This window comes from Leeuwenhoekiella aestuarii, from assembly GCF_004104055.1.
In the GTDB taxonomy this organism is placed as follows: Bacteria; Bacteroidota; Bacteroidia; order Flavobacteriales; family Flavobacteriaceae; genus Leeuwenhoekiella; species Leeuwenhoekiella aestuarii.
In genome coordinates, this window is sequence record NZ_QOVJ01000019.1 from 1 (window position 1) to 12,235 (window position 12,235).

At 37.6% G+C, this 12,235-nt stretch carries 11 protein-coding genes and 1 pseudogene; 3 read left to right on the forward strand and 9 right to left on the reverse strand.

The genetic code is table 11. The features are described from left to right. A partial coding sequence (locus DSM03_RS18740; RefSeq protein ID WP_276527988.1) for an RHS repeat domain-containing protein occupies window positions 1-1,794 on the forward strand: 1,794 nt, incomplete at its 5' end. A gap of 1 nt (window position 1,795) precedes the next feature. Beyond that, window positions 1,796-2,299, forward strand: coding sequence for a hypothetical protein (locus DSM03_RS18745; protein ID WP_128763477.1), 504 nt, complete (start codon window positions 1,796-1,798; stop codon window positions 2,297-2,299). Between the two features lie 295 nt (window positions 2,300-2,594). Here the strand turns inward: DSM03_RS18745 and DSM03_RS18750 are convergent, their stop codons facing one another. The 7 genes from DSM03_RS18750 to DSM03_RS18785 all read right to left on the reverse strand — a co-directional run bounded on the left by DSM03_RS18750 (window position 2,595) and on the right by DSM03_RS18785 (window position 9,459). Continuing rightward, window positions 2,595-3,449, reverse strand: coding sequence for a DUF4138 domain-containing protein (locus DSM03_RS18750; RefSeq protein ID WP_128763478.1), 855 nt, complete (start codon window positions 3,447-3,449; stop codon window positions 2,595-2,597). Between the two features lie 10 nt (window positions 3,450-3,459). Continuing rightward, window positions 3,460-4,389, reverse strand: coding sequence for a conjugative transposon protein TraM (traM, locus tag DSM03_RS18755; protein WP_128763479.1), 930 nt, complete (start codon window positions 4,387-4,389; stop codon window positions 3,460-3,462). An 18-nt stretch (window positions 4,390-4,407) separates the two neighbouring features. Next, the gene (locus tag DSM03_RS18760) at window positions 4,408-5,025 is read right to left on the reverse strand and encodes a conjugal transfer protein TraK (RefSeq protein ID WP_128763480.1); all 618 of its coding nucleotides are present in this window, start codon (window positions 5,023-5,025) and stop codon (window positions 4,408-4,410) included. Between the two features lie 11 nt (window positions 5,026-5,036). Then, window positions 5,037-5,879 carry a hypothetical protein gene (locus tag DSM03_RS18765; RefSeq protein WP_128763481.1) on the reverse strand — a complete coding sequence of 281 codons (843 nt, stop codon included), beginning with the start codon at window positions 5,877-5,879 and terminating at the stop codon, window positions 5,037-5,039. 4 nt (window positions 5,880-5,883) lie between these two features. After that, entirely contained in the window at window positions 5,884-6,471 is a 588-nt protein-coding gene (locus DSM03_RS18770; RefSeq protein ID WP_128763482.1) for a TrbJ/VirB5 family protein, read from the reverse strand. Beyond that, window positions 6,468-8,876: a TraG family conjugative transposon ATPase gene (locus DSM03_RS18775; protein ID WP_128763483.1), complete on the reverse strand. Its 2,409-nt coding sequence runs from the start codon at window positions 8,874-8,876 to the stop codon at window positions 6,468-6,470. Before DSM03_RS18775 ends, DSM03_RS18770 begins: the two co-directional genes overlap by 4 nt. 295 nt (window positions 8,877-9,171) lie before the next feature. Then, window positions 9,172-9,459, reverse strand: a complete 288-nt coding sequence (locus DSM03_RS18785) for a hypothetical protein (RefSeq protein WP_128763485.1) — start codon at window positions 9,457-9,459, stop codon at window positions 9,172-9,174. 194 nt (window positions 9,460-9,653) lie between these two features. Between DSM03_RS18785 and DSM03_RS18790 the strand changes: the two genes are divergently transcribed. Beyond that, window positions 9,654-10,232 (forward strand): N-acetylmuramoyl-L-alanine amidase family protein, encoded by a 579-nt coding sequence (locus tag DSM03_RS18790; protein WP_128763486.1) that lies wholly within the window; start codon window positions 9,654-9,656, stop codon window positions 10,230-10,232. A 184-nt stretch (window positions 10,233-10,416) separates the two neighbouring features. Here the strand turns inward: DSM03_RS18790 and DSM03_RS18795 are convergent, their stop codons facing one another. Together DSM03_RS18795 and DSM03_RS18800 are read right to left on the reverse strand one after the other, a co-directional pair. Continuing rightward, window positions 10,417-11,751 carry a hypothetical protein gene (locus DSM03_RS18795; RefSeq protein WP_128763487.1) on the reverse strand — a complete coding sequence of 445 codons (1,335 nt, stop codon included), beginning with the start codon at window positions 11,749-11,751 and terminating at the stop codon, window positions 10,417-10,419. Window positions 11,752-11,837: 86 nt separating this feature from the next. Next, a pseudogene (locus DSM03_RS18800) lies at window positions 11,838-12,235 on the reverse strand (ATPase); the annotation flags it as partial.

A 12,235-nucleotide genomic window follows, 5' to 3' on the forward strand; every position in this document is an offset into this window, starting at 1 on the left:
GATTATACTTATAACATTCGAGGTTGGTTAAAGACTATTAATAATCCTTCTAGTCTGGGTAATGATTTATTTGCTTTTAAGCTTAATTACAATACAGTTACACATAATGCCACAAAACTTTTTAATGGTAACATCTCAGAGTCCGAGTGGCGAACGGCTAATACTGATAATTCATTAAAGTGGTATAAGTACAGCTATGATCCATTAAATAGGATAAAGACAGCCTTAGGAAATATAGCAAACAGATATGATTTAAATAATGTAAGTTACGATAAGAATGGGAACATCACCGCCCTTTCTCGAGACGGACATACAAATACTGCTGCTACCTCTTTTGGGTTAATGGATAATCTGATTTATACCTATGCAATAACCAGTAATAAATTGACTAAGGTAAGAGATGATGGTAACGGTACATTTGGTTTTAGGGATGGTGTAGATACCAGTGCTGAGTTTACCTATGATGCCAATGGAAATATGGTTAAGGACCTGAACAAAGGAATAAGCAGTATAAGTTACAATCACCTAAATTTACCAGATGCTGTAAATGTAACAGCAAACAAAGGTGATGGGACCGGTACTATTTCATATATTTATGATGCGGCAGGAATAAAATTGGAAAAATCAGTATCAGGTGAAGTCACGCAATATGCTGGTAATTACATCTATAAAAAAGTTAATAATACCACAACGCTGGAGTTCTTTAACCAGCCCGAAGGTTACGTTGAGAAAGCGGGTAGTAGGTATAAATATGTTTACCAGTACAAAGACCACTTAGGGAACGTCAGGTTGTCCTATAAAAACATAGGATCTGCCTTAAGCCCAAACTTAAAGATCCAGGATGAGATAAACTACTATCCCTTTGGACTTGAACATAAAGGATACAATAATGCAGGTGGTGCGGAATACAACTATAAGACTTTCCAAGGTCAGGAAGAGGAAAAAGAGTTGGGAAAAAACACTTATGCCTTCCAATGGAGAGACTACGACCCAGCAATTGGAAGATTTAATAAGATGGATAGGTTTGCTGAAAAGTATAAAAATGTAACTCCTTATCAATTTGCTCTTAATAGCCCAATGCGCTATACAGAAATTAAGGGAGACAGTATTAACTTACGCTCTATTCAGCAATACGATAAAAAGAACGGTACAAATTACACACAAACAATTGTTGACAATCTATCAGAAACAACAGGATTGCAATTAACAGCAGATAGCAAAACAGGTATGTTGACTTATGCAACCGATGATAATGGAAATGCTCTTTTAACACAGGTAGCCTATGAAGATGAAAATGGTGTTATAAGAGACGATGTAACTGCTGATGGAGGAAGTGAAATAGCAAGGAACGATTTAGTGTCTGCAATTGATAATAAAGAGACTGGATTTGCTAGAATAAATAACAAATCTTCAGCACTAAGAGGAGGCCTACTGATAAATATATCGCCTAATCAAATAAATAAATTTATTAATGGAGCAAACAATGTCAATAGCAATACTCTTGGTTATGGTATGATATTTCTGCACGAAATGCATCATTCGGCATTAGGTTTAGGTGTTGGAGATGATAAAAGTAAGTTTGGTGCTACCGGAGGTGTTGTAGATAGAATGAACAAAATAAGAGGAGAACTCTCAAATCAATCATTTATGCAAAGCTATGGTCAAAGAACATCTTATATGGCACGAAGTTCTAGTGGTGGCAAAGCATATTTGCCGATGGACCAAGGTTCTTATAAAAGATTGAATGGGAATCAAAAACCGACAACGGCATCGCAAAAATTTATTGAGTTTTAAAATGGAGAAAATAATATTAATAATGTTTTTGTCGCTTGTTTCTTGTGGCTCAAGCAAACAAGATAATGCCAAAATCAAAAGTGGATATAATGATAAAATCGTATCAGCATATGATAATATCGCTAAAAATTACAAGAGCAAAATAGTTGTGTCAAATGAGATGGTCAATATTGATATTGTGAATTTTACAGAAAAAATAGCCGAGAAACAGGGTAAAAAAATGTCTGTCGTTTTGGATTCTTTGATTAAGTTAAAAGAACGGAACAAGTATGAGCCAAAGCAATATCCAATTAAAGAGCTTGTCAAAAACATGAACAAGACAGGTGCTTTAAAAATATTTTTCTCTGAACCAAAAGAAGAATATGTGATGGTGGAAGTCTTTGAGATAGATGATGAAAAAGACTACGAAAAACTTACGATGTTCGGGAGTTCAGATGTTTATTTGCTTTACTTTAAAGGCAAACAGATACTAAGTATGTACAAAATAAAGCTTGACTATAACTAAAATATAAACCGCCCAAGTGGCGGTTTTTTATTTGTTGAACAGCTTCTCCAGATAGGCCACTTTATCCTTATCTGCCTGCAGCAGAAGTTTATAGAATTTCACGACCTTGTACTAGGGGGAAAGTTGCAATGGTGGGAGTTGAAGGTCCCGTTGTTAAAGCTCTGGTGGTAAAAGCTGTTGAAGAAACTGATCGGCTTTTTTTGTTAAAGGTCTCGGTAGCATCTTAAGGAAGAGAATATCTGAGCCGATTTGTTTGAGTTTATATTGATTGAATTTAAGTTACATATTTAACTTTTCAATTCGGATTATTGATAAACCGATGCGCAATTTTCAATTCAAGATCCCGCTCTCCATTTTTCTCCTGAAGTTTTAGGATAACCCGGCTGTTGTTGCTTAATGAAAACTTAGGCAGCACATACACCAAGCGGACGCGTTCTCCTTTTTTGACCTTGCTAGGGAACTGATGTTTATACAGTGGCTTTTTTAAGATGCGCTGTGAGGATTTTCGCTTGCCTTTGGTCCGTGATTCCACACCGACCTCTAAAAAGTTTACATCATAATCCAGACCGGATTTATTTTCAATCTCGAATACTAAATACAACTCATCCTGATCAAACACGATATTTTCAGTGGTTAGTTTTATTCCATACCTACGCTTAGACAAATGGCCCAGATGCTGTTTGCGTATGTGTAAGTTGATGCTAAGATCTTTATAATGGGATAACGTCATAGCCGCTGCAGGTTTTAAATCAATCGATTTTAGCGTGTCCCGTTTGGAAGCTTCTTGACCGATACTGTGCTGCTTTTCAACAAAGTAATTGACACGGCTAATCTGTGCTTTGTATTTTATGATATAGGAATAGATCATACCGTCGGTAGTGATCACAAGAAGATTGCTTTCTTTTCCAGGTTGCGCTTGAAGTAATCCAAAGTATTGTGGGACATCTCGATTAAAACTAAAGACAAAGCTTTCAGAACCCACAACACCCTGTCTGATTGGACTCGGGAAAAACAGGGCTACATTTTTATGATCATTTGCATAGATAGTGTCGAGTTTAATTGGGGTGGATTGTAGGCGGGTTCGAGCTTGGATTGAAGTAGCTGAAATCACTATAAAGCTAAATATAAAAAGGATTCGATGCGTTTTCATAGGATTTAGATTAGTTGGCTTTTAAAAGCAATTTGTAGTTGTTGAGTACGGTAACTTTTACATGGCGGTTATCGCGGCGCAAGAGTTGGGAAATACCACCCACTTGGGGAAGACTGGGGATATTGATATCCTGAAGTACATCATCAAATACTTCCCGACTGGCCTGCGCTCGAAAGTTATTTTCGACATAAATACCTGCTAGACCATCTTGCAAATCATAGGCCTCTAGAGCTATGGGCTTATGGTTTACGTTTTCAATATTTATGAGGGCGCGATTGGGCTGAAAGCTAACGCTTCCAAATACTAACGTGTTTTTGGGAAAAACAACTCCGTTGATCGTGGATTTGCTGCTCAGTCGTAAGCGAATTCGAGAATTGGCTTTGACGACCTGATCACCATCTACCACAGCGTGAAGCGCTGTGTCACTAGCAGCTAAAATCGGAGTTGTTTTCAGGCTGGTAGAACGCGCTGCTGCAAAAAAGAGCTGGTGCGCTAAACCGAGTTCCTGACTGGTAACTTTCATCTCTTGTTGATTTATAACAGGGACCTCTTGTCGGTTGCTGGTATCTTTGGAGACAGCCTGACCAAATTCTTTATAATCCCGCGCTTGATAGGTAGTTTGATTGGCACGATAGATACTGTCTACAATACGTTGTTTTTCTTGCTCGGGGTGATTCGGATCAAAGAAGCCCAGAGAATCCAGCATATACTCATCGTAGATACTAGGGGCAGTTTGCTGCTTGACCTCTTTCAAGTCGTCCAGAGCATCTAGTTTTGAATCGTACTCTTTTTGTTCCACTTCTAACGAAGGAACCTCAGTTTGAATCAGCTGTTGAGAGGCTTCATCAGAATCGGTAAGCGTCAAGGCATAACATACCAGAAAAATGACGATCACCGCCAATACACCGGCGAATACAAGTTTGTTTTTTTCGATTTTCATACGGTTCTTATTTAAAAATTATTCACTACTAACTGCTACCTTTTGAAGGCTCTTTTCAAAATAATTCGTAATCAGAAGCCCGTGTGGATTATTAGGGAAATGACGTTCTACTTTGATCAGATTCCCTGTGGTAATGAGTTGATAGGAGTCGGTAATACTTCCTCTATTGATCTCAAAATTAACGGTGGTTGTAAAGGCGATAGGATCAGCGTCTAAATCAACCTGAGTGTCAATAGTGCGAATGCGTTGGACCAGCGAATATTGAATGAGACGATTATAAACCCCATCCGCTCGTTTTTGCTGATACACTTGATCTACAGAACTGTTGCCCAGCCACAAGGCTTTCTCCAGATTTTTTCGGTAGTTACTGGCATCGATATTATAGAAACACCGGTGAAACAAGTCTAAGTGCGCTAGGGACTCCACCTCCAGACTTTCTTTTTGAGATATTAATTTCAAGGGAATGACTTCTCCTGTGGTCGTAATGGCAAAAGCAGTAGCAAGGGATTTTTGATAGGTAGCAAAAACCATCCAGGCAGCAAAGAGGATGCAAAGGGTTGCACCGATCACGACACTCAATACGATGATTCGATTGATTTTTAAGACGGAATAAATAGAAGCATATGGTGTTTTCATAAGATTTATAATTAGTGCGTGAACAGACGTAGGGTAAAAGAGGTTGCACGACGGTAGAGTTTGAACTTTAGGAAGACAATAAAACTTACCGATCCAAGTTGTACCACCGGAGCAAAAAAGCCTTCAGCGTAATCGGAGCCAAAGAGATTCACCCAGAAATTCTCATTGATCTCAGTGTAAATGGCATTGATGAAGACATTCACCAAAAAGAATGCGGGAACTAACATATACACCGCTGCGTAGAGCTTGAAAAAACCATAGGCTAAGGATCTGAATTTTTCAAAAACAGAGAGACTGAGTATTAAGGGAAAGAAGGCTTGCATAATACCTAATAAGAAAAAGCGCTCTGCAAGGAATAGGGGATAGATAAAAAGATCCAATATCCATAGTAGAATACTTCCGATAAAGGCAAAGATCTTAAAGCCAAATAATGGAGTGACTAAGGCTTCATAGAGTAGCGACATGGCCGCTTTGGTAGCTTCCAGCATTCCCACTTCTTCCTCAATGGGAATATCTTGCATCTGCAAAGGCAAAAGAGCAGGGGCAGTATCCCGGTATTGGGATTCGACCGAAAGTAATATTCCATCAAAAAATCCAAGAATCTGGGTGGAGAATAGAACCAAAAGTACAGCGGCGAAGTTTTTGGCCAATTCCTGCGGACTCAATCCCCAGGTATACCCTTCTTTATCAGCAATACCTTCATTGTATTTCTTTAAGATGTTGATCAAAAAGAAAAGTACAGCAAGGGTCTTCATCCCGGTAATGGTGTACTGAGAGAATTGGCTATTCTGAATGGTCTCAAAAATAGTATCTACATACTCAAGTCCGATGCCTAGTAAAACGAGCGCTGTCATCTTTTTAGTAATTGGTTTCTCGGTTATTGATCTTATCCTGCATTTTTCGAAAGGAAATGATATCCGTATAGCGTTTGGTTTTAATAGCGATCTCCGATACCATAGCCTTGGATTCTTCTTCCTTTTCTTTGAGGATTTGTGCGCGCTGCCCGTCTGACATTTTTAAGTAATTACTCGAGAGAATCGCATCGATAAAATCCATAGTCTCTAGCGAGTTATCAACGATAGTGTTAAACGATTCGGTAACCCGGGTGACTTCTTCCGGTTTGATGTAGGGAGAATTTAGAATGCTGCGTAATTCGGTTTGCATTACGTTGACCAGGCGCGCATTGTTACGTCCGATTTCGCGAACCGCTTTGAGTTGACGTACCACTGCATTTACTTGCTCTAAATTCTCTTTCTGCTGTTTTAAAAATTCTACTGTTTTCAACAGCTGTGTAGTTTGTTTTGCAGATTCTACCAGGGATTTGACCAGGCTTACAAAATTGGTGTTGTCATAAACCGGCATCCCCTGGCAGGCAGAGCCTGCGGGCATTAAAAGACAACCGGTAACGGCCAGGCTAAATGCATACATTTTAAGTTTTGTTTTCATAATTCGTGTTTTTGATTGATGAATTCCTCAATGGCTCGTTCCATATTTTGCGTGCGGTTGTAGATTTGCATAATTGCTTCGTTCTCTTGGCCATCGGTGAGGTAGGCAGCAAACACTTCCCGTGGTACTTCCAGTCTAAAAATGTTGCTGGATCTTCCTATCTTGATGAAAATCTCCGTGTACTTACGAGCCCCGGTAAGGTTGTTTTTGATGGAATGTAATTGATTGCGGTCATGATTCGAGAGGTTCAGGCGCTTGATCAGTTCCTCATAGCCTTTTTCGTTATTCAGACTGTAAACCACCTGAGTGTTTTCTAAGATACTGGCAGAAGTTGCATTAGCAGGCAATTGATTGATGGATTGTAAGATGATCCCGATAGCACCATTCTGCTTCCGGATGGCTTGATAATAGAATTCAACGCTCTCCAATACATTGTCAAATTTCAATTGCTTGGCAAATTCATCGAATAAGATGATACCGCGTTCTGCTTTATTCTGCCAAATGCTGCGTTGTACAGCGGTCTTGATCAACTTGAGCATCACCGAAAGGATTTCCTTGTTGTCTTTGACTTCGTCCAGTTCAAAAATGATCAGGCGCTTGTCTTCAATTTTGTAGGTTTGGTCTTCAGCAACTTCAAAAAGGTAACTGTACAAACCATCGCCTACATATTCAGACATTACGTGAAGAAAGCCTTGAAGATCAAAATAGTTTGGCTGAATGTTTAGTGTATCTAGTAGTTGGAGACCTTTGATTTTAATAAACTCATAAAAGCCGGATAAGGAATATGCAGCTGTGATTGCGTTGTAATAATACACCAGGATCTTTTTAAGTGCTACCGATTGTTCTTTGGTGGCCGGGGTTCCGGACGCATACAACTCAAAAAGGAACGCGCACAGATCTTCAAGGCGCTCAGCGGTAAGGTCAGCTTTTGAGGCGATATAGAATGGATTGATTCCTAAATTGGCACCAGATTCGTATCGCAGCACAATATGATCGTTTGGATAGAGTTTGGCAAATTTGGTATAAGAACCTCCCAGGTCAATGATGACCAGGCGTACGCCGTTCTCAAAATACTGTCTGAGAATATTATTGGCTAAGAAGGATTTGCCTTCTCCCGTAGGTGCAAAAATGGCGAAATTACGTGCTTTAATACGCCTTTTTCGTTTATCCCAAACATCCTTTATAACCGGTATGTTGTGCAAGCGGTCATTAAAAATAATGCCTTCCCCATCACTTTGATAATTGGTGACATGGATGAGTAAACATAAAGCATGCTTTAAGTCGGTAACAAAAAGATCGTGATCGGAAAAATGGGAAACAAACCCACAATAACTGTTGAGGATATAATGGTATAATGCATCGCCTTTTGGATAGTAGGGAAGGATATCCAATTCCTTAAATTCCGTTTTGATTTTGGCTTTGATACTGTTCAAAGCTTTTGGGGTAGGAGCCCAAAAAATGACATTGAGCTGTCCACGAATTACCCGCGATGTTTCATCGGTATTGATCTGCTCCAGAATATCCTGAATCTTCCCTAAGACCACTTTGTTTTGCGTACCGAAGTTGGAGCTTTTGTTGAGTTCCTCTACTTTCTTATCTAAAAGCTTACGCCATTTATGCTTATCATCCAGAATCAGTATCTGATTTACGATGTGGTTCTCATCTAAAGCGAGCCCTAAACCATCTATAAATCCCTTATGAAATACATACGAGTCCGTTGAAAATTTCTCATTGATCGTGCTGGTTTGTACAGCCTCTCCAAAGCACGTTTCATTAGTTACGGCAAGCGCATCAAAATAGTGATCCCCGATGATCACTTGGTTGTTATCTAACACGATATCGGTATCCACGTCGGTATTATAACCGTTAAAATAAGAACGGGTCAGCGTCTCAATAGCCGCTGCATCAAGCGGTTCAACAGCCATTTTACGACTTGTGTTGATAAAGGCAACAGCATCTTCAACAGCTGCTTTAAAATGGAGAAGAGCATCATCCAGCTGCTTGGGGATGGCCTTGTTGCTATTTTTAAAAGGATTGATGTAATGTGCACGAGTTAAGGATTTGTTTTTAGTGAATATGAAGAATACATAGCAACGGTGCGTGAGATACTTGCGCCCCTTAAAATGGCTCCGGGTTGCTTGTTCTAAAAAGCTGGTATTGGGCAATTCTTCAGCGCAATACTTTTTTTTCAGATAGCAGTCTTGCTTGTGAATGATGGTACCTACCGGTAAAGTTTTAACCGCTTGAAACCAACAGGCGTGAAGCGCTTCATAATCTTTTTCCGATAACGAATAGATCTCCGGTAAATGGCCTTCGTAACACCATACAACGTCTCCATTGCTGCTAAAAAGTATGTTGCTATCTAGCGCTGCTATGGGTTTTATCAACTGATTTTTATAAGTCATCGTAGAAGTTTATAGCGGTTTTTTTATTGCTTAAATGTTTCGGAAATCGAGATCCAAATAGCCTGAGCGTTTGAAATCGGTTTAAATTCAGCAAGCTGAAATACAGTGCGACATTGAAAACAGGAACACCTATAAGAACAAGAAGACTAAAGGAAAAGATGATGACCATTAGTGAACAAATGATACTGCACATCATAAGGGCGAACATCGAAAGCGGGAGTCCGAAAAGGACGGCCCGTTTTCTGATGTTTTTATAGACTTCGTAGCTTTTCATTGTGAGTTGCTGTTGATTCGCTTAGACTACGATACCGATCAGGTAGGAAAAGATGCCTACCACTCCTCCGGCGATCAATACAAAAACCAATACGCGCGTGATTCCTTTCTTTAGATCAGAATTCTCCCCAAAGAAATGCCCGGCATTAAAGAGGAAACCCACTAGAAATATAACCCCTAGAATGATAGGGAATACGGCTCTAATGGTATCGGAAACATCATTTACGGAATCTTCAATTCCTCCGATCTGAGCGAAAAGTGAAGCGGAGATCAGCGATAAAATGGCAAAAAGGTAGCTTGATTTTTTCATAAGACTTTGTTTTTAATGAGTGCTTGATTTAACTATTTGAAAAGTATATATTTATTCTTTTAAATTACTGTATATCAGTATTTTGTGAATAAAATAAATTTTGTATTCATTTGATTTTAAATGCATTCAAAGTCAATTAAATTTTATGAAAATCTCCGGTGTACCTGTTGATAACTCAAAAACCAAAGTTTAAAATGAAGCTCCAAAACGTCATTTTCTTTTTTCTGCTGCTTAAAAGTTGTGGGCTTTTGGGGCAACTCGTTGAGCGTCCTTTCCGAATTGTGATCGATCCGGGACATGGAGGAATAGATTCTGGAGCGGTAAGTGAAACCGGGATTCAGGAAAAGGATCTGGTCTTAGCGATCGCGAAGCAACTCCAAGCCGACCATAATGAGTTTGATGGGAAACCTGCTGAATATTTCCTGACCCGATATACCGATACCTTGATCAGTCTTAAGGACCGCACTAAACTGGCCACAGCCCTTCAAGCCGATTTATTTATTTCATTGCACTATAATGATTCTCCGAGTAAAACAGCAAGTGGTATTGAAGTCTATGTCTATAACCACGAAAGTCCGTATAGACAACAGTCCATTTGGTTGGGGCATCTGTTAGAAAAACGGCTTGTTGTTTTGACCGGTCAAAAGAGTAGAGGGGTGAGATTTGCAAACTTTCAGGTCTTGAGGGAGTTAAAGCATACGTGTCCGGCAGTTTTAGTGGAGTTGGGATTCATCGATCACTATCATAATCGACTTAAGTTTAAAATACTATAATTGCTCAATGCACAACTTGTAGTATTGTTTCGAATTAAGTTCTAGGTTGAGTACTATACTTTCTTCAAGTTTTATAAAAAGACCATTACATTACTTAATATGTTACTTTAATCCTATATACTTAGTCAAATTATGAGCTATTCTAAGTTTAATTATTAGCAGTAAACAGCTTTCTTTACAATATTTAATGAAAAACTTCCAAGACAATTTTTCTTAATGTCTTTTTGGATAGGTTCAAGTCGCTCGGGTTTTTTTGTAATTTCTTGATATCCTCTTTAAAGGTTTTTTTAATAACCTCATGTATACTTTTTAAATCATCATCAAATTCTTGATTATTTGAAAGTTTATTTTCATAGTCTTTCAATCGATTAGAAACTTCTATAGGTAAAAGCTCTTTAAGACTACCTTTATTCTTGTTTAATATTCGTAAATAAAGATTAGATTTAAAATATCTAATGAAAGCTCTCGAAAAATAAACAGGAATGATCCCTCTATTATAGAGCATTTGAGTTCTATAAATAAAAAACATCCAGCAATTATAGTCTATAGATAAATTACCATAAATAAGCTCTTTCAGATTCCTTACATACCTGTAAATCCAAAAGATAACAAATGACACAGAAGAAAGTATAATGTATAATGGAAGTGGTTGAGTATCATTAAATTGAAACTTTAAAATTTTATCAATGGCTATGAAGCTAAAATTTTGGTGTACAAAATATATTGAGTATAAAAAAATTGATACAATAACCGTGAAGGCAATTTGTGTTATTTTCTTTGGATATTGCCATCCGTTAACGTAATAACATTTTTCTAAATTATGATCATCAGGTATAACTTTTTTTTTATAGGAGTATAAAAACAGAATACATAACAATATGAGTTTTAAAAAGTTCTTAGGCTTCTTTTTTTGGGGATAGAGTTTAAATATTATATGTTTAAAAAACATAGAATCTTTGTCCTCTATCTTAATGAATGGTTGATATTGCCTTGAGATCGTAAAAACAAATTTACTTTTACTTACTGCCTCAACTATACTCTCTTCAAATTTATCATCCTTCTTATTGGTATAAAATCCGCTTTGTAATCTAGAAACTATAAATTCCCAAGCATAAAAATCTTGAATTCCTTTATTATTTTTTTGATCAAGATATTTTTGATATTCTGTGATGTATTTTTTTTCCTTGATATCGTTATCGTCTAAAATTATTTTATTTTTAATTTTAATAGGAATTGCATCTATCTCATGCATTAGTAACTGCATATAACCAACAAAACGATTATGAGATTTGAATTTGTACCAAATAATTTCAAATAATAAGGTTATAATTAATAGTGATAGCACTATTAAAATTAAATCTGAAGTAAGATTCTGTTTTTCTTTAATAAAGAAAAATTTTAAGGCTCCTGAAAAGCCTGTAGTAGTAATTATATACCCAATATACCTAGTAATACAAGCTCGTACTTCTGCTGTATCTGTTCTTAAGTTTTGATATTCTTTATCAGAAAAACTATTCATAACCTATATATTTTATCCGATATAAATATAGAAATTAAAGAATTTAAAAAAATTTATTTGTTTGATATTTAATCATTTATAAGGTTTTATTTGCGTTTGTCAATAGCCGTTTTCTCAAATCCTACCAGATTAAACAACTCGCGCATTCTACTTCGTACGCGCAAGCCATACCTATCTTCGAGTTCACTAGCATTGAGGTTGGTGGTAATGTGCGTTTTGATTCTGGATTTTAAAAACAACTCATAGCGGTTGCAAATGAGTTCTCCCATCACATTACAATCTTTACCGTAATGTCTTCCAAGGGCTTCGGTACCCAGATCATCAAAACAATAGAAGTGCCCATCCCCGTGTTCCTGAATGACTTTATACCCGAGGTGGTTAAAAGCAAAAGTGATGTTTCTACAAGGAATAACTTCATAAGGGCGTAGATGCGGCACCAGGTGTCTTAAGAGTTTCATTAAGCTGGTTTTTCCACAACCTACGG

Bases quoted from the DNA above. Each gene is read 5' to 3' on its own strand.
- DSM03_RS18745 (WP_128763477.1), top strand. From the start codon at position 1,796: ATGGAGAAAATAATATTAATAATGTTTTTGTCGCTTGTTTCTTGTGGC.
- DSM03_RS18775 (WP_128763483.1), bottom strand. From the start codon at position 8,876: ATGACTTATAAAAATCAGTTGATAAAACCCATAGCAGCGCTAGATAGC.
- DSM03_RS18760 (WP_128763480.1), bottom strand. From the start codon at position 5,025: ATGAAAACACCATATGCTTCTATTTATTCCGTCTTAAAAATCAATCGA.
- DSM03_RS18785 (WP_128763485.1), bottom strand. From the start codon at position 9,459: ATGAAAAAATCAAGCTACCTTTTTGCCATTTTATCGCTGATCTCCGCT.
- DSM03_RS18750 (WP_128763478.1), bottom strand. From the start codon at position 3,449: ATGAAAACGCATCGAATCCTTTTTATATTTAGCTTTATAGTGATTTCA.
- traM (WP_128763479.1), bottom strand. From the start codon at position 4,389: ATGAAAATCGAAAAAAACAAACTTGTATTCGCCGGTGTATTGGCGGTG.
- DSM03_RS18790 (WP_128763486.1), top strand. From the start codon at position 9,654: ATGAAGCTCCAAAACGTCATTTTCTTTTTTCTGCTGCTTAAAAGTTGT.
- DSM03_RS18795 (WP_128763487.1), bottom strand. From the start codon at position 11,751: ATGAATAGTTTTTCTGATAAAGAATATCAAAACTTAAGAACAGATACA.
- DSM03_RS18770 (WP_128763482.1), bottom strand. From the start codon at position 6,471: ATGAAAACAAAACTTAAAATGTATGCATTTAGCCTGGCCGTTACCGGT.
- DSM03_RS18765 (WP_128763481.1), bottom strand. From the start codon at position 5,879: ATGACAGCGCTCGTTTTACTAGGCATCGGACTTGAGTATGTAGATACT.